Below are 24,680 nucleotides of genomic sequence, written 5' to 3'. Positions count from 1 at the left end.
CTTCGCGCCCCGTCCACGATGAAGGGGCAACCATGGCAGCGTGAATGCTGCCGCCTCCCCTGCCGCAACGCGCGCTTCCCGCTGGCGCCTCCGCAGACCTGGCCCGCGCGGCCGGCGCTGGCTCACGGTCCTGGTCTTCCTGCTGGCAGTGATCCTGGTGGTGATCGCGCTGTGGGACTGGAACTGGTTCAAGGGTCCGGTCGAGCGCGCGGTGCAGGCACGCACCGGTCGTGCACTGCACATCGGCCACCTGGATGTCGACCTCGGCCGAACCAGCACCATCCGTGCCGATGCGATCACCTTCGCCAATGCCGCTTGGGCGAAGCAGCCGAACATGGCCACGGCCGACCGCATCGAGATCGACGTGCGGGTATGGCCCCTGCTGCGCGGCAGCGTGCAGCTGCCGGAAGTGCGCCTGACCCGACCGGACGTGCTGCTGGAAACCGACCCGCGCAAGGGCGAGCCGGGCAACTGGGATTTCCTGGGTGACAGCAGAGGCGGGACAAGCCCGCAACTCAAGCGCCTGCGCATCGACGACGGCCGGCTGCAGTTCCTCGACGCACTGGGCCGCACCGACATCCGCGTGGGCGTGCGCAGCGGCCAACCGAAACAGGCCGATGCCTCGCCGCCGCTGCTGGTGCGGGGCAAGGGCCGCTGGCAGGGCAACCCGTTCACCCTGCAGGGCGGTACCGAATCACCGCTGGAACTGACCGACAGCGACCACCCGTTCCGCATCCACCTCGACGGCCGCGCCGGTGCCACCCACGCAGTGGCCCGCGGCACGCTCACCAACCCCTTCCAGCTGCGCGTGTTCGACCTGCAGTTCGCGCTCAGTGGCCAGGATCTGGCCGATCTCTACCCGCTGCTCGGCATCGCCATCCCGCCCTCACCGCCCTATGCGTTGGACGGACGCCTGAAGCGCGACCACAACGTCTGGCGTTACGACGGCTTCACCGGCAAGGTCGGCGACAGCGACCTGGGGGGCAACCTGCAGTTCGAGGTGGGACGCGACCGTCCACGACTGACCGCGACGCTGGAATCCAGGCGCCTGGACTTCGATGACCTGGCCGGCTTCGTCGGCGCGCCACCGAAGACCGGCGGCGGCGAAACCGCCAACGCAGAACAGAAGGCCGAGGCCGCACGCGTTGCTGCCCGTGCACGCGTGCTGCCCGACACGCCCTACAACCTCGGCAAGCTGCGCGCGATGGATGCCGACGTGCGCTGGAAGGCCCACCGCATCAACGCCCCTTCGTTGCCGCTGGACGACATGGATGCGCACCTGCTGCTGGATGACGGCGTGCTACGGCTGGACCCGCTGAACTTCGGCGTGGCCGGCGGCGATATCCGCAGCACGATCCGCATGGATGCACGTCAGCCGCAGATCCGCACCGCGCTGAAGGCCAGCGTGCGCGGCGTGCAGCTGGGCCAGCTGCTCCCGGACGCGAAGCTGGCCGAGCAGGCCAAGGGCGGCATCGGCGGCGAAGTGGACCTGAGCGGCCGTGGCAACTCGATCGCCGCGATGCTGGGCAGCAGCGATGGCAAGGTCGGCCTGGCGATGGGCCGCGGCCATGTCGGTAACCTGGTAATGGAACTGGCGGGGCTGGACATTACCGAATCGCTGAAATTCCTGGTGACCGGCGACAAGCAGATCCCCCTGCGCTGCGCCTTCGCCGACTTCGGCGTGCGCGACGGCCTGATGACCAGCCAGGCACTGGCGGTGGATACCACCGACACGATCCTCATCGGCGAAGGCACGGTCAGCCTGCGCGACGAGAGCCTGGACCTGCTGTTGAAGCCACGCCCGAAGGACAAGAGCATCCTGGTGCTGCGCTCTCCGCTGCGCATCAGTGGCACGTTCAAGGACCCGTCGTTCCGCCCGGACTTCAAGGCGCTGGGTATTCGTGGCGCCGTGGCCCTGGCGCTGGGCAGCATCGCGCCGCCGGCGGCGTTGCTGGCGACGATCGAACTGGGGCCGGGGAAGGATGCCGACTGCGGTGGGCAGTATGCGAAGTAGGTTTACAGCGTTGTTCGCGGCGCCTGCATTGATCGCGGCTTGAGGGGGACGGGTGACGCAGGCAGGACACGCCGCAAGTACGTCCCTGTAGGCTCGATGGCGCCATCCATGGCGCCAACGGTCCTGCCTGCGTCACCCGTCCCCCTTCCGACAGTTTCCTGCGCGCGCGGAACGAGAGCGGAAATTCAAAGTCAAAAGAAAAAAGCAAAGTCAAAAGCTGTTGCCAACCAAGGTTGGCAGCTACCAAGGGCGAGGCACCGCGCATGTACGCACCGCGCTCGCAGAAATGTGTCCAGAGGCGGAGGGACCGTTGGCGCCATGGATGGCGCCATCGAGCCCCCATGGATGGGTTGTGGTGGTCAAGTATTTTTGGACACTCCCAAAGGGAGTTCAGGCCACCTGCTCTTCACAAAGCGCAGGTGGCACAAGGCCGTTGGCACTGTGCGGCCGGCGGTGGTTGTACCAGTCCACGAATTGCTCGATGTCTGCTGCAGCCTCCTGTCGAGTGGGGTATTTTGAGTAAAGCCATTCCCCTTTGAGGGTGGCGAAAACCCGTTCCACCACCGCGTTGTCCCAGCAGTTGCCCTTCCTGCTCATGCTTTGGGTGATGCCGTTGTCACGCAGAATTTCGGCCATGGCATGGCTGGTGTACTGCCGACCTTGATCCGAGTGGAAAAGTAGTCGCCCGTTGGGACGACGCTGTTTCAGAGCCCCACGCAGGGCTCTGACGGCCAGCCAGGCATCCCCTTCGTGAGAGTGGGCCCAGCCCACGATCCGTCGGGCAAACAGATCCACCACGATGGCCAGATAGAGCCAGCCTTGCTGGGTCGGGATGTAGGTGATATCCCCTGCCCAGACTTGGTCGGGTGCCTCCGGGTTGAATTGGCGTTCCAACACGTTGGGCGCGGTCAGTGCCTGCGGCCCCAGACTGTGGTACTTGTGCCGCCGGTGCTGCCGCGCCCTGACGCCGGCCCGGCGCATCAGCGTCCGGGCGCGGTAGCGACCCACTGGCAGGCCGCGATTGGTCAGCTCCCTGGCCATCTTGCGAGAGCCACAGCTCCCCCGGTGGGACTGATGAATGCGACGAACCAGATCAACCTGGGCCAGCAGTTCCCGGTCAATCCGGGGCTCCCGGTGCAGCCAGGCGTAGTAGCTGCTACGGGGATAGTCCATCAACTGACACACCAACCGGATCGGAGCGACCTTCCCCAATTCCTGGATCACCTGTTCCGGTGATCGCTGTCCCGAATGAAGAAGGCGATGGATTTTTTTAGTAGGTCGCGCTCCTCCTTGAGCCTGCGATTCTGGGCCTCCAGCTCGGCGATTCTGACCTGGGCATCTACGGGCGGTGCCTCGGCCTGCGGGTCATGTTTTCGACGCCATTGCTCGATCCAGCGCCTCAGCGCCGTCGGGCCGACATCCATCAGCTGGCAGACGTCCCTGACTGTCTGCCCCTCCACAACCACAAGGCGAACCGCCTCGTCCCTCATGCCCTGAGTGATCTGCTTTGCCATGGGTCTACCTCGATGCTTGAAATTGATCCTATCGAGTGTCCAAGTTGATTAGACCACCACAGGTTTACGGCGTGCCCTGTCCTGCCCAGCCGCACCCTCCGCCTCCCAACGTATCAGGAAGGCGCTGCTGTGGCTTTGGCTGTGGCTCTGGCTTCGAAAAGCGGGCCGGCGGGCCGCAGGCCCGCCAGCGACACCCTCACCCGGCGACGATGTACTGCTGCAGCTGATCCAGCTCGCGCCGCTGCGCATCAATCACCGATTTCACCAGGTCACCGATGGAGATCACCCCCAGCACCTGCGCGCCCTCCACCACCGGCAGGTGGCGGATGCGGTAGTCGGTCACCAGCTGCAGGCAGTGCTCTACCTGTTCGCCCGGCGAGACCGTCACCACCTTCGCCGTCATGATCTCGGCCACCGCCGTATCCCGCGACGAACGATCACGCAGCACGATCTTGCGCGCGTAATCGCGCTCCGAAAGGATCCCGACCAGCTGCGGCCCGTCCATCACCAGCACCGCGCCAATGCCCTTTTCCGCCATCAACCGGATCGCATCGATCACCGCCGCATCCGGCGCGACCGCATGTACTTCAGGAGACTTGCCGTCCAACAGTTGCCGTACCGTGGTCATCTGCCTGCCCTCCGAGGGTGGGTTGCAGGGCCGAGTCTGCCACGGTGGATGCTAGCCACGCGTCAACCAGGTACAACGGGCGCTGCTTGGATTCCTCGTACAGCCGTCCCAGGTACTCACCGATCAGGCCCAGGGCGATCAACTGCACCCCGCCCAGGAACAGGATCACCGCCATCATCGTCGGCCAACCCGCCACCCGGTCACCGTACAGGGCCGCCTTGGCGATCACCCATACACCGAATACGAAAGCAACCGCCGCCGTGGCCAGGCCCATGTAGGTCGCCGCCCGCAGGGGAACGGTCGAGAACCCGGTGATACCTTCCAGCGCGAAGTTCCACAGCCGCCAAAGGCTGAACTTGCTGGAGCCGGCCACGCGCGCGTGGCGATGGTAGGGCACGGCAATCCGCTTGAATCCGACCCAGCTGAAAAGACCCTTCATGAAGCGATGGCGTTCACGCATCTCGCGCAGCGCGCTCAGCGCGCGCGGCGACAGCAGGCGGAAGTCACCGGTATCGGCAGGGATCGGCGTGCGTGAGAGGCGACCGATCACCCGGTAGAACGCCGCCGCCGTGGCGCGCTTGATCCAGGCCTCGCCATCGCGGGCCATGCGCGTGCCATAGATGTTGTCATGCCCTTCGCGCCAGCGCGCAACGAACTGCGGCACCAGTTCCGGCGGGTCCTGGCCATCGGCGTCCAGGATCATCGCTGCGCCTTCGCGCACCAGATCCAGGCCGGCAGTCAGCGCGGCCTCCTTGCCGAAATTGCGCGATAGCTTCAACGCCGATACGCGCGCGTCGCCCTGCGCCAATCCTGCGATCACCTGCCAGGTCCCGTCGTGGCTGCCGTCGTCCACATACAGGATGTGACCATCGACGTCGGGCATACCATCGAGCACCGCGCACAGCCGTGGATGCAGCAGCGGCAGTGCCAGGGCCTCGTTGTAGGCGGCGATGACAAAAGTGAGCCGTTCGCGGTTCATGTCCGGATTGTACGTTGCCGGCGCGCACACGACCCGCCGCCTGCCGATCGCAGCGCGCCCGCCTCAGTCCTCCGACAGATAGGACGCGCCGCCCAGCTGTCGTGCCTGGCGCTGGATCCATGCCGCGCGCCGCTGCACGTACGGCCCTGGCTTGGCCGCGTTGTAGCGTCGCGGTGCCGGCAACACCGCCGCCAGCCGCGCACTCTCGGCCGGACTCAACCGGGCCGCGTCCTTGCCCCAGAACGTCTGTGCCGCTGCCTGCGCGCCATATACGCCATCGCCGAACTCGGCGATGTTGGCGTACATCTCCAGGATGCGTTCCTTCGGCCACAGTGCTTCGATCAGCACCGTGTACCAGACTTCCAGGCCCTTGCGCACCCAGCTGCGGCCCTGCCAGAGGAACAGGTTCTTGGCGACCTGCTGGCTGATCGTGCTGGCCCCGCGCAGGCGCCCGCCCTTGGCGTTGTGGTCGCGGGCCTTCTCGATGGCCTGCAGGTCGAAGCCGTTGTGGTCGGGAAAGCGCTGGTCCTCTGCGGCCACCAGCGAGATCGGCAGGCTCGCTGCCATCTGGTCCAGGTCGCGCCACTGGTAGTGCAGGCGATAGGACCAGTCGGCCTCGCCCAAGGCCTCGCCATAGCGCCACAGCATGACCGTGGATACCGGCGGGTCGATGAACCGCAGCACCAGTACCTGCAGGCAGCTGAAAGCGGCCAGCAGCAGCGGCAGCCAGAGCAGCCGTTTCCAGCGCCAGCGCCTGCGGCGCGGGACTTCCGCGATGGCCTCCACCTTGTGCTGCTCTCCCCCTGCCCCCATTACTGGTGCATCCTTCTTCTATCTGGTTGTCGGCGCATTATCCGGCAACCGCCCTCGTTTACGCGCGATGTGAGCCGATGACCGCCAACCCCGATTCCCTGATCCGCTTCCTGCTTCCCGACGCTGGCGTCCGTGGCGTCCACGTGCGCCTGCAGGCCACCTGGCAGGAGATCCTGTCCCACGCCGAGTACCCGGATACCGCCGCCGAACTGCTCGGCGAGGCCTGCGTGGCCTCGGCGCTGTTCACCGGCCACACCAAGATCGATGGCCGCCTCTCGATCCAGCTGCGCAGCAGCACCGCCCTGCGCACCCTGTTCGCCGAGTGCACCGCCGCCGGTACCCTGCGCGGCATCGCCCAGCTCAGCGAGGGCGCCGATGCGCCGCGCGACCTGTCCCGCCTGGGTGATGACGCCCTCCTCGCGATCACCATCGAGAACCCGGGCCTGGACCCGCGCGAGCCGCAGCGCTACCAGAGCCTGGTCGCGCTGACCGCACCGGAGCTGGACGAGGCCTTCGAGGATTACTTCCGCCAGTCCGAGCAGCTGCCGACCCGCCTGCTGCTGGCCGCCGACCGCAATGGCGCCGCCGGCCTGCTGCTGCAGAAGCTGCCGGGCGACGAGGGTGACGAGGACGGCTGGGCGCGTGCCAGCGCCCTGTTCGAGACCCTGGGCAAGGCCGAGCTGCTGGCGACCCCGGCCGAGCAGCTGCTGCACCGCCTGTTCCACGAAGAGAAGCCGGAACTGATGGGCGACAAGCCGCTGTCCTTCGCCTGCTCCTGTTCCCGCGAGCGGGTCGCATCGATGCTGCAGTCGCTGGGCGAGGACGAGGCCCGTGCCGCGGCCGTGGACACCGGCGCCGTCGAGGTCCGTTGCGAATTCTGCGGGCGGGAGTATCACTTTCCTTTGACGGAGTTCGGCATACTGTTCCACGGCGCCGAGGGGACTGTACCGGCGCCTGAACGGCTTCAGTAAACGGCTTGTCTTGCATCTGGGGGGATCAAGGCTTGTTAAGAATTCATAAACACCCTAGGATCAAGTTCCCGTCTCTGCGGGAACTTCCGTTGTCCGTCCCTGTCTGAACTGGTCCGATGCGTACCTTCCTGCGTCTACCGCTGGCCCTGCTGATCGCCCTTGGCGCGATCACGGGCGTGCACGCGCAGAGCAAGGACACCCGGACCGTGCTGCCGGTGTGGAACAAGGGCAGCGGCAAGGTCGAGGCCCTGCTGTACCTGGAGCCCACGGGTGAACAGGCCGCCGGCGCCCGCTGGCACTTCGGCCGCAACTCGCTGGATGCGGCCTTCGGCCTGTCCTCCGGCGATTCACTGGGCCTGCTCTGCAACAGCAGCAGCGGGACCAGCATGAGCGGCCTGGCCAGTCACTGCATGCTGGCCAGCCTGGGTGACGACGACGACCTCAACAGCCGCCGCTTCACCGGCACCGCCGCGCTGAACCGCGGCAACAGCCGCCTCGGCATCACCGCGGGTACCGGCCGTGAAACGCTGCCGGCGTGGCTGTCCGGCCCGAACAAGACACCCTCGCTGCGCGCCGAGCAGAACGACCTGACCGTATTCGCGCAGAAGAACATCGGCCGCGAGGGTTTTGTCTCGATTGCCGGTACCTACGCCAAGGCCCGCCTGGTACCGCTGGCCGACGCCGCGCCGTCCATCGTCGACCGCTGGGACAGCAAGAGCCTGAGCATCGGCGCCGGCTACGGCAACTTCACCGGCAGCATCATCGGCCGCGTGATCGACGTACCGGGCAAGCCCGGCAAGTGGGAAGGCCTGGGCATCGGCCTGACCTGGCGTACCCCGTGGTCCGGCCAGCTTACCGTTGGCGCCGAGAACGTGATCAGCCGCGGCAAGAATCCGTTCTCCCCACGCAATGAAAGCAACGACGACGGCACCGTGCCGTACGTGCGTTACGAACAGGATCTCTGACCCCACCACGCGGGTCTTCCTGCAGTGACTCCTCCCGGGCGCCGAAAGGCGCCCGTTGCATATGCGCGATCGTGATACACGTCAAGCGCTTTTCGACGAATTGGATACCGCGCAATTCATGTCGACATACTGCGATACACATCAATGGAAACTTTTTTCATCACTTTGTGCTAACAAACGAGACATTGTGATCGCAGATGCAATTCAACTCGTTGATTTTAGTCATTAATTTTCATCTTTACCAAAAACACAGACTTGATTAACGCAGCTTTAATTCTTGGCGAACGCCCGCTACTATCGGCTCAGCCCTCGCGATTTGGGAGCGCTTTTCGCTCCCCCGCCGGGCATTAACCCAGCCAAGATTTCTTGGAGAGAGAGAGCCAATGAATTTCCAGTCCAACAAGCTGCGCGATGCCGTTCTGGTCGCGCTCGTTGCCGGTGTGGCGTCCACTGCCACCGCCCAGGCTCAGGAAGCGACCAACCTTGACCGCATCTCGGTCACCGGTTCGCGCATCAAGAGCACCGACATCGAAACCTCGCAGCCGGTCCTGAGCCTGACCCGCGCCGATATCGAAAAGCAGGGCGTGACCTCGGTCGCCGACATCCTGCAGCGCGTTGCCGCCAACGGTGCCGCCCTGAACCGTACCTACAACAACGGCGGTGACGGTTCGGCCGGCGTCAGCCTGCGTAACCTCGGCTCCGAGCGCACCCTGGTGCTGGTCAACGGCCGCCGCTGGACCACCGGCCTGGATGGCAGCGTCGACCTGAACACCATCCCGACCGCGATGATCGAGCGCATCGACATCCTGAAGGACGGTGCATCGACCATCTACGGTTCGGACGCGATCGCCGGCGTGGTGAACATCATCACCAAGCAGAGCTTCGATGGCGCGGAAGCCAACTTCTACAAGGGCCAGTACAGCGCTGGTGACGGCGAACGCGAAGCCGCCGACTTCACCCTCGGCACCACCACGGATCGCGCGTCGCTGGTGCTGGGCGTGTCCTACGTCAACGAAAAGGCCGTGATGGCCGGCGATCGCAAGATCTCCGCCGGTGGCCCGCCGTTCTTCAGCGGTCAGAGCAGCACCGGCATTCCGGGTTCGTATCTGCGCAATGACGAGCGATACGTCATCCTCAACGGCGTGGAAACGCCGTTCGATCCCAATGTTCATGGCTACAACACCGCGCCGGACAACTACCTGCTGACCCCCAACGAACGCACCTCGCTGTTCGCGGTGGGTTCTTACAACGTTACTGACAACATCACCTTCCGCACCGAGGCGATGTACAACGAACGCAAGTCCGAACAGCTGCTGGCTGCCATGCCGGTTACCGGTCAGCGCCTCAGCGCTGGCAGCATGTACAATCCGTATGGCGTTGACCTGACTGGCGTCGCGCGCCGCTTCAACGAAACCGGTGGACGTTCGTTCAACCAGAACGTCAAGAACTGGCACTTCTACGGTGGTTTCGAGGGCTTCTTCGAATTCGCCGATCGCAACTTCGACTGGGACGTCGGCTACCGCTACGACAAGACCGACCAGAACGATCTGACCTACGGCCTGTTCAACAAGCAGCGTCTGGCCGAGGCATATGGTCCCTCGGCGATCCGCGATGGCAAGGCCGTCTGCCTCAACTCCGCTGGTGCAATCATTGCGGGCTGCGCCCCGATCAACCCGCTGGGTGGGATGGGCTCGATCTCGCAGGAGGCACTGGATTACACCTCGTTCACCGCGCATGACTCTGCCAGTCTGGTATCGAAGGGCTACTACGCCAACATCTCCGGCGAGATCGTGCAGCTGCCGGCTGGTGCTTTGGGCTTCGCAGCTGGTTACGAGTACCGTAAGGAATCCGGTCAGTTCGATCCGGACGCCTTCATTGCTTCTGGCCTGAGCACCGGCAACGGAGCGGCGCCCACCAAGGGTGGCTATGACCTGGACGAGTTCTTCCTGGAACTGTCGATCCCGGTGCTGGCCGACCTGCCGGGCGCCAAGCTGCTCGACTTCAGCGCGGCGACCCGCTACTCGAAGTACAGCAACTTCGGCAACACCACCAACAACAAGTTCGGTTTCCGCTGGAAGCCGATCGACGACCTGATGGTGCGTGGTAACTATTCGGAAGGCTTCCGCGCCCCGAGCATCAACAACCTGTATCGCGGCGACGCTGACTCGTTCGAGACCTACATCGATCCGTGTTCCTCAACGTCTGGTCGCCGTACCGGCGCTGTCGCTGCACAATGTGCGGCAGAAGGCGTGCCGATCGGCTTCGTTCAGCCGGGCGCTGGTAGTGGTGCGAAGCAGACTCCTGAGCCGTTCACCTGGCAGGCCAACCCGAACCTGAAGCCGGAAACCTCGACCAGCAAGACGCTGGGCCTGGTGTGGAGCCCGAGCTTCGTGCAGGGTCTGAACGTGACCCTGGACTGGTGGCAGATCAAGATCGAGGACGCCATCACCCGTCCGGCCATCCAGGACATCATGGATCGTTGCTATGGCGGCACCGCACAGGAGCAGGCAGCCAACTGCGGCCTGATCACGCGTGACCCGAACTACGGCAGCACCAACCAGCGTTACACCATTACCAACGTCAACATGCCGCTGCAGAACCTGGCGTCGTACAAGGTGGAAGGTTGGGATCTGGGCATCCTGTACAAGTTGCCGGAAACTTCGATCGGCCAGTTCACCATCAGCCTGGATGGCACCTACCTGTCCAAGTGGGATACCAAGTCGACTCAGGATGCTCCGATCGAGGGCCGCCAGGGACGCTATCTCGACCAGGATCCGTACTGGCGCATCCGTTCCAATCTGTATGTCGACTGGTCCTATGGGGACTTCGGGGTCAACTACGGCATTCGTTACAAGTCCGGCATGACCGAACCGTGCCCGTTTGATCCAGACGAGGAACCGGAAACCTTCGCATACTGCTCCGATGGCGCGAAGGGCACAAACCACATTGGTGCCACCACCTACCACGACATCCAGTTCCGCTACAACACGCCGTGGAAGGGCACCATCATGGTCGGCCTGAACAACGCGTGGGACAAGAGTCCGCCGGTTTCGTACTACACCTCGTACAACATGTTCGACCCGCAGTACGACCTGCCGGGCCGCTACATGTACATGCAGTACAAGCAGAAGTTCTGATCGATCCACTGATCAGCTGATGCAGCAACGGCCCCGCAAGGGGCCGTTGTTTTTTGTGTGTTCCAGGTTGCGGCAGCACCAACGGAAAAGGCCGCGGCATTGCCGCGGCCTTTCTGTACTCAACGCAGCAACAACGCTCAACCGTTCGGAATCAGCGTCTCGATGAGATGCTCGACATAGGCTTCGAAATCCTCGCGCGCCTGCTTGGGCTGCTGCAGCTGCAGGGATAGCTGCAGGAAGCCGACATAGGCGGCGTAGGCCAGGCGTGCGCGATGGCGTGCATCGGTCGAGCTGAGCCCTGCCTGGCGGAACGAGGCGATCAGATAGTCGAGGCGGCGCTGCGACACGCGGTCGATCACCGGCCGCACCATCGGATGGTCCAATGCCTTCAGCAGCTCGCTGTAGATGATGTGCGGCTGCACTTCATGCGCCACCATCTGGAACAGCTGGCGCAGGCGCACGCGCGGGTCCGGTACGTCTTCCAGGCTGCCGAACACCTGTTCCTGTTCGAACAGTTCCCAGCGTTCCAGCGCGGCCTGCAACAAGGCGTCACGCGAGGGGAAATGCCAATAGAAACTGCCCTTGGTCACGCCGAGTCGCCGCGCCAGCGGTTCCACCGCAACGGCGCCTACGCCTTGTTCAGCAATCAGGTCGAGGGCCGCCTGGGCCCAGTCTTCGGCACTCAGGCGGCTGTTGCGGCCGGCGCGCGGTTCGCCGGCAGAAGCGTCAGGTTGATTCATGGGCTGATTTAACCATACGCCGGGGTTCGTTGCAGTACGCCGTTGCGGGCGAAACCGTCAAAGGCCTCTCCTGCAGGCCTGTCGCACTGCACCATACGATGCAGTATTGACTTCCCTCACAGGCGATCCATACTAGCAAGTATGGTTACGTCCCCTACTCCCGCTGCGTTCCATGACCTGCGCCTGGAGGCGGCCCATGGCGCCCGCCTCGCCGCCACTGCCAGCGACCACGGTCGCCGTGGCCGGGTGCTGTTCGCGCACGGCTTCGGCCAGACCCGTCATGCCTGGAATGCCACCGCGCGTGCCCTGTCTGCAGCCGGCCTGCAGACCCTGGCTTATGACGCACGCGGCCACGGCGATTCGGACTGGAATGCCGCCGACCTGCCCTACCACGGCGAACAGTTCGCCGATGACCTGATCGTGCTGGCCGGCGAGCAGCCGCGCCCGCCGGTGCTGGTCGCAGCCTCGATGGGCGGCCTGTTCGGCCTGCTGGCCGAATCGCGCTGGCCGGGCCTGTTCTCGGCGATGGTGCTGGTCGACATCACCCCGCGTTGGGATACCGCCGGTGTTGAACGCATCCTGGCCTTCATGACCGCCCATCCCGACGGCTTCGCCTCGCTCACCCAGGCCGCCGACGTGATCTCGGCCTACATGCCGCACCGCCCGCGCAAATCCGAGCAGTCGCTGCGCGCCCTGCTGCGCGAGGACGGCCATGGCCGCTGGCGCTGGCACTGGGATCCGCGACTGGTGGCCGAACTGGCCCGCGACAGCGAGCAGCACCAGGATGCACTGGCCGAGGCCGCGCGGCAGGTGAAGTGCCCGCTGCTGCTGGTCAGCGGCGGCCGCAGCGACCTGGTCACGCCGCAGACCGTGGCCGAATTCCTGGCGTTGGCGCCGCACGCGCGCCATGTACAGCTGCCGCAGGCCACGCACATGGTCGCCGGCGATGACAACGACGCCTTTACCGCTACTGTGTTGGACTATCTGGACGTGTTGCCCGCAGCAGACGCTGCGGCTTCGTCCGCCACAAACGAGCACGTCACCGGAGCACGCTCATGAGCATCGTTCTTCCCTTCCTCGCCCTGCTGCTGGCAGGCGCGTTCGTCGCCTACCACCGCATGCGGCTGGTTACCTGGACGCTGATCAGCGTGGCCCTGCTGGCCGCCTGCTGGTTCATTCCCTACGTCAACCAGACCGCCACGATCGTCGCGGCCGCCGTGCTTGCCGTCATCGCCGTGCCGCTGCTGCTGCCGTTCATCCGCAAGCCGCTGCTGACCGGCCCGATGATGAAGGTGTTCCGCAAGGTGCTGCCGCCGCTGTCGCAGACCGAGCGCATCGCGCTGGAAACCGGCTCGGTCGGCTTCGAGGGCGAACTGTTCACCGGTGATCCGGACTGGAACATCCTGCTCAACTATCCCAAGCCGCAGCTGACCGCCGAAGAACAGGCCTTCCTCGATGGCCCGGTGGAAGAGCTGTGCACCATGGTCAACGACTGGGAAATCACCCACGTCCATGCCGATCTGCCGCCGGAGCTGTGGGCCTTCATCAAGAAGAACAAGTTCTTCGGCATGATCATCCCGAAGGAATACGGCGGCCTGGGCTTCTCCGCACTGGCCCACCACAAGGTGATCCAGAAGCTGGCCTCGGTGTCTTCGGTGGTCAGCTCCACCGTCGGCGTGCCGAACTCGCTGGGCCCGGGTGAACTGCTGGTGCATTACGGCACCCAGGAACAGAAGGACCAGTACCTGCCGCGCCTGGCCGATGGTCGCGAGGTGCCCTGCTTCGGCCTGACCGGTCCGTTCGCCGGTTCCGACGCCACCTCCATTCCGGACTACGGCATCGTCTGCAAGGGCGAGTGGAACGGCGAGCAGGTGCTCGGCGTCAAGCTGACCTTCGACAAGCGCTACATCACCCTGGCGCCGGTCGCATCGCTGATCGGCCTGGCCTTCCGCATGTACGACCCGGATGGCCTGATCGGCGATACCCGCGACATCGGCATCACCCTGGGCCTGCTGCCGCGCGACACCGCTGGTGTTGAAATCGGCCGTCGCCACTTCCCGCTGAACTCGACCTTCCAGAACGGTCCGATCCGCGGCAAGGACGTGTTCATTCCGTTGACCCAGCTGATCGGTGGCGCAGCCATGGCCGGCAAGGGCTGGAACATGCTCAACGAGTGCCTGGCCGTGGGCCGCTCGATCACGCTGCCGTCCACCGCCAGTGGCGGTGCCAAGGCCGGTGCCGCCGTCACCGGCGCCTACGCACGCATCCGCAAGCAGTTCGGCCTGTCGGTCGGCCGCTTCGAGGGCGTGGAAGAAGCGCTGGCCCGCATCGGCGGCAAGGCCTACAAGATCAGCGCGCTGTCGCAGGCCACCGCCGCGGCGGTCGACCGTGGTGACGTGCCGTCGGTGCCGTCGGCGATCGCCAAGTACCACTGCACCAACATGAGCCGCGAGGTGATCTCGGACATGATGGACGTGATCGGCGGCAAGGGCATCATCCTGGGGCCGCGCAACTTCGCCGGCCGCAGCTGGCAGGCCGCGCCGATCGCGATCACCGTGGAAGGCGCCAACATCATGACCCGCAGCCTGCTGATCTTCGGCCAGGGTGCGATCCTCTGCCACCCGTGGGTGCTGAAGGAAATGAAGGCCGCGCAGGATCCGGACACCCGTGCCGGCCTGCAGGAGTTCGACCGCAGCCTGTTCGGCCACATCCGCTTCGGTATCTCCAATGCCGTGCGTTCGTTCTGGTTCGGCCTGACCGGCGCGCGCTTCGGCGCCGCCCCGGGCGACGCCTATACCCGCCGCTACTTCCGCAAGCTGGACCGTTACTCGGCCAACCTGGCGCTGATGGCCGACATCTCGATGATGACCCTCGGCGGCAAGCTGAAGTTCAAGGAATCGCTGTCAGGCCGCCTGGGCGATGTGCTGAGCCACGTCTACATGACCAGCGCCATGCTCAAGCGCTACCACGACGAAGGCGCACCGCAGGCCGACCAGCCGCTGCTGGCCTGGGCCTTCCATGACAGCGTGCACAAGATCGAGGAATCGCTGTCGGCCGCGCTGCGCAACTTCCCGATCCGTCCGATCGGCTGGCTGATGTGGGCGCTGATCTTCCCGCTGGGCCGTCGTGCCGAGGCTCCGGGCGACCGTCTGAGCCGCCGCGTCGCCGCCCTGCTGATGGCGCCGAACGAAGCGCGTGATCGTCTGGCCAGCGGCGTGTTCCTGACCCCGTGCGAGAACAACCCGGGTGGCCGCATCAACAGCTACCTGAGCAAGGCGATCATGGCCGAGCCGGTGGAGCGCAAGTTCCTCAAGGCGCTGAAGAGCAAGGGCATCGAAGCGCTGGACTTCAAGGCCCAGCTGGACGAAGCCGTGGCCGAGGGCGTGATCACCCAGGACGAGCGCAGCCTGCTGGAAGAGCTGCGCACGCTGACCCTGGACACCATCACCGTGGACGATTTCGACACCCACGAGCTGCGCGCGGCCAGCTACTACGACCGCCAGCACAAGGATCCGCATTCGCAGGCGGCCTGATCGCCCACGACACGCGTTGCCTTCGACGGCGGGCCTCGGCCCGCCGTCGTTCTATCCGCCGACCGGAAACCGCTCATGTCCACGCCCCTGCTTTCGCTCTACCGCCGCCTGCAGCGCTGGCCCGCCGGCAACTGGCTGTTCTCGCGCGCGGTCTGCTTCAAGGCGCCCTACTTCGCCAGCATCGCACCGCGCATCACCCGCCTGGAACACGGCCGCTGCGAAGGCACGCTGGCCGATCGCCGCAAGGTGCGCAACCACATCGGCACGGTGCATGCGATCGCGATGTGCAACCTGGCCGAGCTGACCGCCGGGCTGATGGTGGACGCCAGCCTGCCGGCAGACATGCGCTGGATCCCCAAGGGCATGGACGTGAAATACCAGGCCAAGGCCTTGGGCACGTTGAAGGCCGTGGCGACGCCAGTGTTGTCCATCGTCAGTGCTGCGGACGGCTACGACCTGCCGGTGAAGGTCAGCGTGACCGATGCGGCAGGGACCGAGGTGTTCCATGCGACCATCGCGATGTGGGTATCGCCACGCCCTCCGCGCACAGGCTGATCAACCATGACGACCACTGAACTGCTGGTGCGCCTGGCAGGCATTCACAGCCTGGGGTTTGCCGCCTTCCATCTGGCGTTCTGGCGGCTGTTCGGCTGGAAACGCGAGCTCGCCCAGCTCGGCATGGCCAATCGCGCGATCATGCAGATCCTGAATCTGCGCGTGATCTATGTGTTCCTGGGAATGGGGCTGATCGCGCTGATCTTTGCCCCGGACCTGGTCGACACTCGTCTGGGGGTGGTCCTGCTGGGCTTCATGGCGGTGTTCTGGGTGGGCCGCACGCTTGAACAATTCGTCTTCCTGCGTATCAACGACTGGCGCGTACACCTGCTGACAGGCCTGTTCGTGCTGGGTGCGGCGCTGCATGCCGTGCCAATGTGGCTGGGCTTCATGCGCGCCATCAGCCGCTGAGCGATGGCGCTTGCCAGCACGCGCCCACTTCAGAGCACTCGCAACACCAGTGCCAGGATCGCCGGTACGGCCTGGATCATGAATATGCGCGGGCTTACGCTCCATGCGCCATAGGCCCCCGCCACTACCACGCAGCCCAACGAGAACGTCACCAGCACCGGCTGCGCCATCACCAGCCCCACCACGATGCCCGCCGCCAGGAAGCCGTTGTACAGGCCCTGGTTGGCCGCCAGCACGCGCGTGGTCTCCGCCTTCTCCGGCGTGTTGTGGAACGTCTTCAAGCCCAGCGGACGGGTCCACAGGAACATCTCCAGCACCAGGAAGTACAGGTGCAGCACCGCGACCAGCACGGTCAGCAGCAGCGCGATCAGCGACATGGTTTCTCTCCTCGAAATGACTGGACGGGATCAGCGGTCGCGCGGCAGCTTTTTTTCTTCGCGCAGTACACCAAACGCGGCGGCGGTCATGCACGCGGCAACCACCACGCCACCGATGAACACCACATGTGAACCAAACAGCGACAAGCCCTTGTGCACCCACGCAAAGCTCAGGTCCGCGCCGCGGTACACCACCGTATCGATGGCCGCGCCGGCCTTGTAACGCCACTGCCGGTCCACGCGGGTATAGATGGTTTCACGTGCCGGCTTGGCCAATGCGAACTCGCTGGCGCGGGTCATCACCTGCACCACGGCCACCATCAACGGCATGGGTGAAGCGGCAAGCACCGAGAAGCCGATCAGGATCGCAAAGCCAGGGATCAACAGGGCCGGCGCGATGCCGTGGCGCGACAGCAGCCAGCGGGTCAGGCCCAGCTGCATCAGCAGCGCCAGTGCGTTCACCGCCAGATCGATACGCGAGAAGAAGGCGGTGGCGGCGCCTGCATCATTGAATGAGGCACGCACGATAGTGGCCTGCTGGTTGTACAGCAGGGTGCCAATGCCCACACCGAACAGCACCATGATCGCCAGCCAACGCAGCAGGGGTTCGCGAACGATCAGCTTGAGGCCGTCGAGCACACTACCGCCCATCGGTTTTTCTCCCGACACCAGCCGCTGCTCACGCTCGCGCAGCACCGCCCAGTGCCGCAAGCGCCAGATGCAGAACAGGCAGACCATCAGGAATCCGGTGGATACCAGCATCAGGTTGGCAATACCCACCCGCTGCACCAGCACACTGGTGATGAACGGCCCGAGGAAGGCACCGATGGTGCCGGCCGCGCCGATGTATCCGTAGAAGGCACGCGCCTGCGCGTTTGAAAAGACGTCGGCCATGAAGCTCCAGAACACCGCCACCGCGAACAGGTTGAAGACGCTGATCCAGAAGAAGAAGGCCATGCCGCGCCCCGGCACGTTGCTATCGAACAACGCATAGAAAACCAGCAGAGTGACGATGAAGAACCCATACACCGCCGGCAGGAACACCCGCCGCGGGAAGCGGCTGACCAGCCAGCCGTACACCGGCTGCAGTACCAGCATGATCACGAACACGCAGGAGAACAGGAACTGCAGGACGAAGTCCTTCAGCGCGATGCCATGGCTGGCAAACCAGGCGATCAGCATCGGCGGAAACACGGTCTCCAGGTCAGCCGAGGCAGCCATCGCCTCACGCACCGGGCGCAGCACGTAGTAGCCACTGAGCAGGCAGAAGAAGTACAGGAACGACCACCACAGCGCCGGCGACTCACGCAGTGCCACCGTCAGCCCACGCAGCGGCCCCTTGCCCTTCACCGCGCTCACGCGGCGTCCCTCGCCAGAAGACGGCGGTTGGACAGCGGCATGGCAGGCTCCGGGGGCGGTGAAGCGCGTACGTTAGCCAATGCACTGCAACATCGCCAGCAGCCACCACGCAGAAGGCTGCAACGCAGTGTCACGGCCCCACCCATACGACACGTTCCGATACATGCATTCTGGGCGTCAAAATTCCAACTTTTTCAACGAGATGCGCATTCATCTTCGCTTTGTTTGTGCACAAGGGAAAAGCGGCGCTAGAATCGCAATCAGCAGTCGCGCACGGGTCTCCACGATGAAAAAGAACAGCCTGCGTCGTCCGATCCGTTCGGCGGCCACCGGTTTGCTGGGCATGTTGATGCCCGTTGCCTTGTCCACCACCGCGCAGACCCCGCCGCCATTGCCGCCGATGCCGGCCAACATCGAATCCGCCGCCACCGCCGTCGCCCACACGCAGCCCGCCGCCTACCGCACCGGCCTGGTGCCGCAGGTGCAGCTGCCGGCGGCCGGCTTCAACGTGGCCAATATCGAATCGATGGCGCAGCAGCTTACCTATGGCGAGCGCGTGCCGGGCATGGCGGTGGCCATCGTGCAGGGCGGGCGCATCCTCAGCGCGCGCGGCTATGGCGTTACCGACGTCAACAACCCGCTGCCGGTCGATGCCCACACCGTGTTCCGCCTGGCCTCGCTGTCCAAGGCCTTCGCCGGCACCATGGCCGGCCTGCTGGTCAACGACGGCACGCTGCGCTGGGACAGCAAGGTCACCGACTATGTGCCGGGCTTCCGCCTGAACTCGCCGGAAGCGACCGATCGCCTGACCGTGGCCGACGTGCTCAGCCATCGCGTCGGCCTGCCCTACAACGCCTACGACCGCGACATCGAAGGCAACGCCGAGTACTACTCGCTGACCCAGAAGCTGGCCAACACCAGCCTGAAGTGCCTGCCGGGCGACTGCTACGCCTACCAGAACGTGGCCTTCAGCCTGATCGGCGACGTCGTCTATGCCGCCTCCGGCAGCTTCTACGAGCAGTCGGTCGAGCGCCGCATCTTCAAGCCGCTGGGCATGAACGATGCCAGCCTCGGCCTGGCCGGCATCCAGGCCAGCTCGCGCTGGGCGCGTCCGCATGTGCGCAGCCGCAACGGCTGGGTCTCGCTGACGCCGAAGCCGACCTACTACCGGGTCGCCCCGGCGGCCGGCGTCAATGCCAGCGCCAGCGACATGGCGCAGTGGCTGCTCGCCCACACCGGCCACCGCCCGGACGTGCTGCCGGCACCGCTGCTGGCCACCCTGCATTCGAGCCTGATCAGCACCCCCGGCGAGATGCGTTCGGGCTGGCGCCGCGAGCGCCTGCACTCGGCCGGCTACGCCCTGGGCTGGCGCACCTTCGACTACGCCGGCCACGACGTGGTGTTCCATGCCGGTGCCGTGCAGGGCTATCGCGGCCTGGTCGCGCTGGTGCCGGAACGCGATCTGGGCATCGCCATCATGTGGAATGGCGAAAGCAGCCTGCCCAGCGGCCTGCTGCCGACCGTGCTCGATTCCGCGCTCGGCCTGCCTGCGCAGCGCTGGCTGGATGTGGACACCGACTTCGGCAGCGACAACCTGATGGCCGAGGGCGCAAGCCCGGCGCAGCAGGACAAGCGCAAGGGCAAGGGTGCCTCGAGCAACCGCGCGGTGGCGTCCCCGCGCTGATCAGGCGGGCTCGACCGTAAACATGAAGGGCGGCCTGAGGGCTGCCCTTTTTTGTTGTTGTGTAGCGCCGAGCCGTGCTCGGCTGAGCGGAATTCTGGCGCGAGGCAGCCGAGCATGGGCTCGGCTCTACAGCTCCGCAGCGCTAATGCGCGAAGTAGTGCATGCCGCCATCCACCGGAATCACCGCACCGGTAATGTAGCCGGCCAGCGGCGAAGCCAGGAAGGCCACCAGCGGCGCCACTTCGTCCGGCTCGCCGAAGCGCCCGATCGGAATGTTGCGTGCAATGAACTCGCGCCGGCTTTCCTCGGTGGGATGCAGGCGATCAAGAATCTGCGGGCTGTTGATGCGCCCCGGTGCAATCGCATTCACCGTAATCCCCTGCCCGGCCACCTCCGACGACAACCCCTTGCTCCACAGATGCAGCGCCGCCTTAGCCGCGGTGGCGGCATTCACCGAACGTGGCTCCATCGAACCGCTGAAATTGATCACCCGCCCCCATGCCTGCGCCTGCATGCCGGGCAACAGCGCCTGGGTCAGCCGTCGTGCGGCGGAGAAGTTCAGGGCGATCGCTTCCTCCCAGACCTCGTCATCGGCATCCACCGTGGTCGGCCGGGAGCCCCCTGCGGCATTGACCAGGATGTCCACGCGCTGCAATGCCTCCCGGGATGCCTCCGCGATGGACCGGACGTCGTCGGCGACGGTGACATCGCCGACCACGATGACCGGCGCCGCGCCGCCTTCGGCTTCGATCCGCGCCGCCAGCGCCTGCAGGGGCGCGCGCTGCCGCGACGTGATGGCGACGCGCACGCCCTGGGCCGCCAGATGCCTGGCGACGGCGGCACCGATGCCACTGCCCGCCCCCGTGACCAATGCGGTACGGCCTGCAAGATTCAAGTCCATGGTGTTCTCCTTTCCACGTGGCCGGCCAATCCAGCCCTTGCACGACATGCTGTTTGATCACCCCTGATTGATAAACTCCGCGCAGGTTTCAGCATTCAACACCCGGAGTGTCAGATGAACCTGCTGGAGAGCATGCAGGTCTACGTGCTGATCGTGGACAAGGGCAGTCTCAGTGCAGCGGCGGCGGCGATGGATATCTCCGCGACGATGGCCGGCAAGCACCTGCGTGCATTGGAAGCACGGTTGGGCATGCAGTTGTTGAGCCGTACCACCCGGCGCCAGCATATGACGCCCTTCGGCGAGGACTACTACATCCGCTGCCGGGAGATCCTGCGCCTGGTGGAAGAAACCGACGCGCAGGCGCAGCACCAGCAACTGGCACCGGCGGGTACGCTGCGCATCAGTGCGCCGGTGATCTTCGGCACGCATGCGCTGGTACCGGCACTGGCCGAGTACATGGCGCGCCATCCGGAGGTCCGGGTCGAAGCCACGCTGACCGACCGCGTGGTCGATCTCGCCGAGGAGGGTTTCGAAGCGGCGCTGCGCATCGGCACGCTGGCCGACAGCAGCATGCTGGTGGCGCGTGCGCTGGCACCGTATCACTTGATGATGTGCGCATCGCCCGGATACCTCGCCCGGCACGGTACGCCCTCCGACCTGCAGGCGCTTGCCCGGCACCAATGCCTGTCCTTCGAACCCAGCGCACTGGCGCAGTGGCTGCAGGTCGATGCTGGCGGGCTTGAGCGTGTGCCCGACGGCCGGCTGCAGATCAACAACGGCGAAGCACTGCGCACGGCGGCGCTGCATGGGCTGGGCATCGTGCTGCAGTCGGCACTGCTGCTGGCTGCCGACGTCGACGCCGGACGCCTGGTGCAGCTGTTCCCGGAGCATGGCCAGACCGGTCGGCCGATGCACGTGGTCTACGCCCACGATCGCTACCACTCGACCCGCCTGCGCAGCTTCCTGGACTTCCTGGTGGAGCGCTTTCCACCTGCGCCGCACCGCTAGCGTCGACCGTCAGAAAAGCCGTCGGGCATGGCCCGACGCTACAAACCGCTCCATAAAAAAACCCCCTCCCCGCTGGGCAGCCAGGGAAGGGGGTTTCAGGATGCGGCTATCGGGAAGTACTTAGATCAGCGGCGCCGGGGTTGCCGGCAGAGCGACCGGAGCGGCCTTCTTCTTGCGGGCGGCCGGCTTGCGCTTGGCAACCTTCTTCGCTGCCTTCTTCGGGGCAGCCTTCTTGGTGGCCTTCTTCGCGGTCTTCTTTACTGCCTTCTTGGCGGCCTTCTTGGCAGTCGCCTTCTTCGCGACCTTCTTGGCCGGCTTGCGGGCCGTTGCCTTCTTGGCAGTCTTCTTGGTGGCCTTCTTGGCTACCTTCTTGACGGCCTTCTTGGCGGTCTTCTTGACGGCCTTCTTGGCAGTGGACTTCTTGGCTACCTTCTTCGCCGCCTTCTTCACTGCCTTCTTCGCAGTGGCCTTCTTGGCGACCTTCTTCGCAGCCTTCTTCACTGCCTTCTTGGCGGTCGCCTTCTTCGCGACCTTCTTCACTGCCTTCTTGGCAGCAGCCTTCTTCGCGACCTTCTTCACCGCTTTCTTGGCGGCGGGCTTCTTCTTCGCAGCTTTCTTGGTTGCCATGGGATGGCTCCTCGTCAGTGATAGGGAGTTGAAACGCCCAGTTGGATCAAACCCGCGGATACTGCGTGCGGGGACCGCCGGCGCGTCAGGCGCGCCGTTACGGATGCGGCAATGTCCGCCTCGATCGGCGGAGCGGACATCGGAACGGGAGTTGCCTTGCATTTCTCCGGGGGAAGCGGGGCCATGTCCACCGTCATCAGGGTCGCGGTGGTCTTGAAGGGGCTGCTTCGCATCGGACGATTGATTCTGCGCACTCGGTTGGGCAGGCAAGGTCTGCTGAGGCGAAACCTAATCACGGTTTTTTTTACTGTCAACAACCCCCGCGAAAAATTTTCACATCCGCGCCAGCCCGGACGCCGCCCGCGCCACCGCCGTGCGCGCCCTGCAACGACCATTGAAGCGGCGCGCACGCGCGTCGCATGCGACGACATCGATGCGCTCTCTGAACAAAAAACACTTGAAATAAGCACTCTGCGCAGATAGGCACATGTTCTGGACAACAGCGCACGTGCATCGCCGATGGTCACCGGCACCGTCGCCAACGCCAGCACAACGGGGCCGCAACGGGGGGCGAAAAGTTTTCACATCTGATCGCTTCGGCGCAGGGCGGAAACGCGGATTTGCGCAAAACTGCGCACGCCGATCGGCACCGTTCGTCTGTCGGCTGATGCCACGCCGAGGGTGCAGAGCGAACCCGCCGTCATGAGTCCGACGCACTCGCCAAAACAAAAACGGCCACCCGAAGGTGGCCGTTCCAGAACCCGGAAGTGACGACTCAGTGGTCGTCGTTTTCCAGGGCTTCGGCATACGCGTCCGGATCCAGCAGTTCGTTGAGCTCTTCGGCGTTGGTCAGTTCGACCACGAACATCCAGCCTTCGCCGTAGGCATCTTCATTGATGGTTTCCGGCTTGTCGGACAGCGCCGAGTTGACCTCGACGACCTTGCCGCTGATCGGGCTGTAGACGTCCGAGGCGGCCTTCACCGACTCGACAACGGCGATCTGCTCGCCAGCCTTGGCGTCGGCACCGACTTCCGGCAGTTCGACGTAGACCAGGTCACCCAGCAGGCCTTGGGCGTGGTCGGAAATACCGACGGTGACACGGCCATTGCCTTCGACACGGGCCCACTCATGGGACTTGAGGAACTTGAGGTCGCCGGGGATCTCGCTCATGGGACTGCTCCAGAGATATGCAGGGGTGGAAAAAACGGGGCTAGTGTAACCAACCGGCCGCCACTGCTGTCAGTGACGATCGGCAGTTTCGGATCAGGCGTCGGCGAGCACGCCGGGCTGGGCCTGGCCTTCGCGCACGAACGGGAACTTGACCACGCGTACCGGTACCTGCCGGCCGCGGATGTCGACGGTGACCTCGCCGAGTTCACCGGCCGGTACGCGGGCGAAGGCGATGCCCTTGGCCAGGGTCGGCGAGAAGGTGCCGGACAGGATCTCGCCCTGGCCGCCCGCGGTGGTCACCGCCTGGCCGTGGCGCAGCACGCCCTTCTCGTCCATCACCAGGCCGATCATCTGGCGTGCAGTGCCCGCGGCCTTCTGCGCTTCCAGCACGTCGCGGCCGATGAAGTCGCGGCCTTCGTCCAGCGACACGGTCCAGGCCAGCGCCGCTTCGTACGGGCTGATCTCTTCGTCCATGTCCTGGCCGTACAGGTTCATGCCGGCTTCCAGGCGCAGCGTGTCGCGTGCGCCGAGGCCGGCCGGCTTCACGCCCGCCGCCAGCAGGCGGTTCCAGAACGCGACCACGGCGTCCTGCCGCAGCAGGATCTCGAAACCGTCTTCGCCGGTGTAACCGGTACGGGCGACGAACAGTTCGACGCCGTCATCGGACTGCACCTGCAGGGCGGCGAAACGGCCCAGCTTGGTCAGCGCCTGACGGTCCGCATCACGCGCCAGGCCGATCACGATGTCGCGCGCCTGCGGTCCCTGCACGGCCAGGATGGCCAGGTCCGGGCGCTGCTCGACGGTGACGCCGAACGGCGCAGCCTGCTCGCGCAGCCAGGCCAGGTCCTTCTCGCGGGTGGAGGCATTGACCACCATGCGGAAGAAATCGTCGCCCAGGTAGTAGACGATCAGGTCGTCGATGACGCCGCCGCGCGGGTTCAGCATGCACGAGTACAGCGCCTTGCCGGTCACCTTCAGCTTGTCGACCGAGTTGGCCAGCAGGCGGCGCAGGAACGGCTTGACCTGCTCACCGCGCAGGTCGACCACCGTCATGTGGCTGACGTCGAACACACCGGACTCGAGACGCACCTGGTGGTGCTCGTCCAGCTGCGAGCCGTAGTGGATGGGCATGTCCCAACCCCCGAAATCGACCATCTTGGCGCCAAGGGCGCGGTGGGTATCGTTGAGCAGCGTCTTCTGGGTCATGACCGGGTCCGGCAGCAGAGGAAACAAGAATCCCCATTATCCCAGATCGGTCGCCCGCAGGCGTGCCGCAGCGCAGCGCCGGAGCTG

General features: G+C 65.1%; 23 protein-coding genes. 11 read left to right on the top strand and 12 right to left on the bottom strand.

Annotated features, from left to right (window positions below):
• Positions 1-40 precede the first annotated feature (40 nt).
• Complete coding sequence (locus RI032_RS13845; protein ID WP_322547162.1) at positions 41-2,014, top strand: AsmA family protein; 1,974 nt, start codon at positions 41-43, stop codon at positions 2,012-2,014.
• 390 nt (positions 2,015-2,404) lie between these two features.
• Here RI032_RS13845 and RI032_RS13840 read toward each other — a convergent pair whose 3' ends face one another.
• From RI032_RS13840 to mtgA, 5 genes are all read right to left on the bottom strand, one after another.
• Entirely contained in the window at positions 2,405-3,238 is an 834-nt protein-coding gene (locus RI032_RS13840; protein ID WP_043397638.1) for an IS3 family transposase, read from the bottom strand.
• Positions 3,235-3,528, bottom strand: a complete 294-nt coding sequence (locus RI032_RS20660) for a transposase (protein ID WP_019338990.1) — start codon at positions 3,526-3,528, stop codon at positions 3,235-3,237. Before RI032_RS20660 ends, RI032_RS13840 begins: the two co-directional genes overlap by 4 nt.
• Before the next feature lie 196 nt (positions 3,529-3,724).
• Positions 3,725-4,156 (bottom strand): CBS domain-containing protein, encoded by a 432-nt coding sequence (locus RI032_RS13835; RefSeq protein ID WP_109814570.1) that lies wholly within the window; start codon positions 4,154-4,156, stop codon positions 3,725-3,727.
• A complete protein-coding gene (locus tag RI032_RS13830) occupies positions 4,116-5,135 on the bottom strand; it encodes a glycosyltransferase family 2 protein (RefSeq protein WP_010482740.1) in 1,020 nt (339 codons plus the stop codon). Before RI032_RS13830 ends, RI032_RS13835 begins: the two co-directional genes overlap by 41 nt.
• A gap of 63 nt (positions 5,136-5,198) precedes the next feature.
• On the bottom strand, positions 5,199-5,948 hold the full coding sequence (mtgA, locus tag RI032_RS13825) for a monofunctional biosynthetic peptidoglycan transglycosylase (RefSeq protein WP_043399149.1): 750 nt from the start codon (positions 5,946-5,948) through the stop codon (positions 5,199-5,201).
• Between the two features lie 77 nt (positions 5,949-6,025).
• Here mtgA and hslO point away from each other — a divergent pair, with 77 nt between their 5' ends.
• The 3 genes from hslO to RI032_RS13810 all read left to right on the top strand — a co-directional run bounded on the left by hslO (position 6,026) and on the right by RI032_RS13810 (position 11,021).
• Positions 6,026-6,919 carry an Hsp33 family molecular chaperone HslO gene (hslO, locus tag RI032_RS13820; RefSeq protein ID WP_010482737.1) on the top strand — a complete coding sequence of 298 codons (894 nt, stop codon included), beginning with the start codon at positions 6,026-6,028 and terminating at the stop codon, positions 6,917-6,919.
• A gap of 116 nt (positions 6,920-7,035) precedes the next feature.
• Positions 7,036-7,884, top strand: coding sequence for an XOO1806 family protein (locus RI032_RS13815; RefSeq protein WP_010482736.1), 849 nt, complete (start codon positions 7,036-7,038; stop codon positions 7,882-7,884).
• 383 nt (positions 7,885-8,267) lie between these two features.
• On the top strand, positions 8,268-11,021 hold the full coding sequence (locus RI032_RS13810; protein WP_049410633.1) for a TonB-dependent receptor plug domain-containing protein: 2,754 nt from the start codon (positions 8,268-8,270) through the stop codon (positions 11,019-11,021).
• A 137-nt stretch (positions 11,022-11,158) separates the two neighbouring features.
• Here the strand turns inward: RI032_RS13810 and RI032_RS13805 are convergent, their stop codons facing one another.
• Positions 11,159-11,761: a TetR/AcrR family transcriptional regulator gene (locus RI032_RS13805; protein WP_006464233.1), complete on the bottom strand. Its 603-nt coding sequence runs from the start codon at positions 11,759-11,761 to the stop codon at positions 11,159-11,161.
• A 141-nt stretch (positions 11,762-11,902) separates the two neighbouring features.
• Between RI032_RS13805 and RI032_RS13800 the strand changes: the two genes are divergently transcribed.
• The 4 genes from RI032_RS13800 (at position 11,903) to RI032_RS13785 (ending at position 16,260) form a co-directional block, all read left to right on the top strand.
• Positions 11,903-12,820, top strand: coding sequence for an alpha/beta fold hydrolase (locus tag RI032_RS13800; protein ID WP_043399152.1), 918 nt, complete (start codon positions 11,903-11,905; stop codon positions 12,818-12,820).
• Positions 12,817-15,294: an acyl-CoA dehydrogenase gene (locus RI032_RS13795; RefSeq protein WP_043399155.1), complete on the top strand. Its 2,478-nt coding sequence runs from the start codon at positions 12,817-12,819 to the stop codon at positions 15,292-15,294. Before RI032_RS13800 ends, RI032_RS13795 begins: the two co-directional genes overlap by 4 nt.
• A gap of 75 nt (positions 15,295-15,369) precedes the next feature.
• Entirely contained in the window at positions 15,370-15,849 is a 480-nt protein-coding gene (locus RI032_RS13790; protein WP_057503480.1) for a hotdog fold domain-containing protein, read from the top strand.
• Positions 15,850-15,876: 27 nt separating this feature from the next.
• Positions 15,877-16,260, top strand: a complete 384-nt coding sequence (locus RI032_RS13785; protein WP_231298639.1) for a hypothetical protein — start codon at positions 15,877-15,879, stop codon at positions 16,258-16,260.
• Between the two features lie 29 nt (positions 16,261-16,289).
• On the opposite strand, the gene RI032_RS13780 is transcribed toward RI032_RS13785, so the two are convergent.
• Together RI032_RS13780 and RI032_RS13775 are read right to left on the bottom strand one after the other, a co-directional pair.
• Positions 16,290-16,637 (bottom strand): DUF1304 domain-containing protein, encoded by a 348-nt coding sequence (locus RI032_RS13780; protein ID WP_322547161.1) that lies wholly within the window; start codon positions 16,635-16,637, stop codon positions 16,290-16,292.
• Between the two features lie 30 nt (positions 16,638-16,667).
• Positions 16,668-17,996 (bottom strand): NTP/NDP exchange transporter, encoded by a 1,329-nt coding sequence (locus RI032_RS13775; RefSeq protein ID WP_053443390.1) that lies wholly within the window; start codon positions 17,994-17,996, stop codon positions 16,668-16,670.
• 286 nt (positions 17,997-18,282) lie between these two features.
• Here RI032_RS13775 and RI032_RS13770 point away from each other — a divergent pair, with 286 nt between their 5' ends.
• Complete coding sequence (locus tag RI032_RS13770; protein ID WP_057503476.1) at positions 18,283-19,680, top strand: serine hydrolase domain-containing protein; 1,398 nt, start codon at positions 18,283-18,285, stop codon at positions 19,678-19,680.
• A 142-nt stretch (positions 19,681-19,822) separates the two neighbouring features.
• On the opposite strand, the gene RI032_RS13765 is transcribed toward RI032_RS13770, so the two are convergent.
• Positions 19,823-20,581, bottom strand: coding sequence for an SDR family oxidoreductase (locus RI032_RS13765; RefSeq protein WP_241877648.1), 759 nt, complete (start codon positions 20,579-20,581; stop codon positions 19,823-19,825).
• A gap of 114 nt (positions 20,582-20,695) precedes the next feature.
• Between RI032_RS13765 and RI032_RS13760 the strand changes: the two genes are divergently transcribed.
• Positions 20,696-21,589 carry a LysR family transcriptional regulator gene (locus tag RI032_RS13760; RefSeq protein WP_322547160.1) on the top strand — a complete coding sequence of 298 codons (894 nt, stop codon included), beginning with the start codon at positions 20,696-20,698 and terminating at the stop codon, positions 21,587-21,589.
• A gap of 120 nt (positions 21,590-21,709) precedes the next feature.
• Here the strand turns inward: RI032_RS13760 and RI032_RS13755 are convergent, their stop codons facing one another.
• On the bottom strand, positions 21,710-22,216 hold the full coding sequence (locus RI032_RS13755; RefSeq protein WP_134959012.1) for a histone: 507 nt from the start codon (positions 22,214-22,216) through the stop codon (positions 21,710-21,712).
• A 111-nt stretch (positions 22,217-22,327) separates the two neighbouring features.
• Here RI032_RS13755 and RI032_RS13750 point away from each other — a divergent pair, with 111 nt between their 5' ends.
• Positions 22,328-22,699, top strand: a complete 372-nt coding sequence (locus RI032_RS13750; protein ID WP_322547159.1) for a hypothetical protein — start codon at positions 22,328-22,330, stop codon at positions 22,697-22,699.
• Positions 22,700-22,991: 292 nt separating this feature from the next.
• Here RI032_RS13750 and gcvH read toward each other — a convergent pair whose 3' ends face one another.
• On the bottom strand, positions 22,992-23,387 hold the full coding sequence (gene gcvH / locus RI032_RS13745) for a glycine cleavage system protein GcvH (RefSeq protein ID WP_010482723.1): 396 nt from the start codon (positions 23,385-23,387) through the stop codon (positions 22,992-22,994).
• 93 nt (positions 23,388-23,480) lie between these two features.
• Positions 23,481-24,593: a glycine cleavage system aminomethyltransferase GcvT gene (gene gcvT / locus RI032_RS13740; RefSeq protein ID WP_322547158.1), complete on the bottom strand. Its 1,113-nt coding sequence runs from the start codon at positions 24,591-24,593 to the stop codon at positions 23,481-23,483.
• Positions 24,594-24,680: the final 87 nt, after the last annotated feature.

It is taken from the genome of Stenotrophomonas geniculata, assembly GCF_034508895.1.
In the GTDB taxonomy this organism is placed as follows: Bacteria; Pseudomonadota; Gammaproteobacteria; order Xanthomonadales; family Xanthomonadaceae; genus Stenotrophomonas; species Stenotrophomonas geniculata.
Note: the sequence above shows the minus strand (reverse complement) of the source record. Positions and strands in the feature narration are given on the sequence as shown.

Coding starts and splice junctions, on each gene's coding strand:
- RI032_RS13760 (WP_322547160.1), top strand. CDS start 20,696: ATGAACCTGCTGGAGAGCATGCAGGTCTACGTGCTGATCGTGGACAAG.
- RI032_RS13770 (WP_057503476.1), top strand. CDS start 18,283: ATGAAAAAGAACAGCCTGCGTCGTCCGATCCGTTCGGCGGCCACCGGT.
- RI032_RS13780 (WP_322547161.1), bottom strand. CDS start 16,637: ATGTCGCTGATCGCGCTGCTGCTGACCGTGCTGGTCGCGGTGCTGCAC.
- RI032_RS13765 (WP_241877648.1), bottom strand. CDS start 20,581: ATGGACTTGAATCTTGCAGGCCGTACCGCATTGGTCACGGGGGCGGGC.
- RI032_RS13810 (WP_049410633.1), top strand. CDS start 8,268: ATGAATTTCCAGTCCAACAAGCTGCGCGATGCCGTTCTGGTCGCGCTC.
- RI032_RS13800 (WP_043399152.1), top strand. CDS start 11,903: ATGGTTACGTCCCCTACTCCCGCTGCGTTCCATGACCTGCGCCTGGAG.
- RI032_RS13805 (WP_006464233.1), bottom strand. CDS start 11,761: ATGAATCAACCTGACGCTTCTGCCGGCGAACCGCGCGCCGGCCGCAAC.
- RI032_RS13795 (WP_043399155.1), top strand. CDS start 12,817: ATGAGCATCGTTCTTCCCTTCCTCGCCCTGCTGCTGGCAGGCGCGTTC.
- RI032_RS20660 (WP_019338990.1), bottom strand. CDS start 3,528: ATGGCAAAGCAGATCACTCAGGGCATGAGGGACGAGGCGGTTCGCCTT.
- RI032_RS13755 (WP_134959012.1), bottom strand. CDS start 22,216: ATGGCAACCAAGAAAGCTGCGAAGAAGAAGCCCGCCGCCAAGAAAGCG.
- RI032_RS13830 (WP_010482740.1), bottom strand. CDS start 5,135: ATGAACCGCGAACGGCTCACTTTTGTCATCGCCGCCTACAACGAGGCC.
- RI032_RS13750 (WP_322547159.1), top strand. CDS start 22,328: ATGTCCGCCTCGATCGGCGGAGCGGACATCGGAACGGGAGTTGCCTTG.
- gcvH (WP_010482723.1), bottom strand. CDS start 23,387: ATGAGCGAGATCCCCGGCGACCTCAAGTTCCTCAAGTCCCATGAGTGG.
- RI032_RS13790 (WP_057503480.1), top strand. CDS start 15,370: ATGTCCACGCCCCTGCTTTCGCTCTACCGCCGCCTGCAGCGCTGGCCC.
- RI032_RS13815 (WP_010482736.1), top strand. CDS start 7,036: ATGCGTACCTTCCTGCGTCTACCGCTGGCCCTGCTGATCGCCCTTGGC.
- RI032_RS13835 (WP_109814570.1), bottom strand. CDS start 4,156: ATGACCACGGTACGGCAACTGTTGGACGGCAAGTCTCCTGAAGTACAT.
- gcvT (WP_322547158.1), bottom strand. CDS start 24,593: ATGACCCAGAAGACGCTGCTCAACGATACCCACCGCGCCCTTGGCGCC.
- hslO (WP_010482737.1), top strand. CDS start 6,026: ATGACCGCCAACCCCGATTCCCTGATCCGCTTCCTGCTTCCCGACGCT.
- mtgA (WP_043399149.1), bottom strand. CDS start 5,948: ATGGGGGCAGGGGGAGAGCAGCACAAGGTGGAGGCCATCGCGGAAGTC.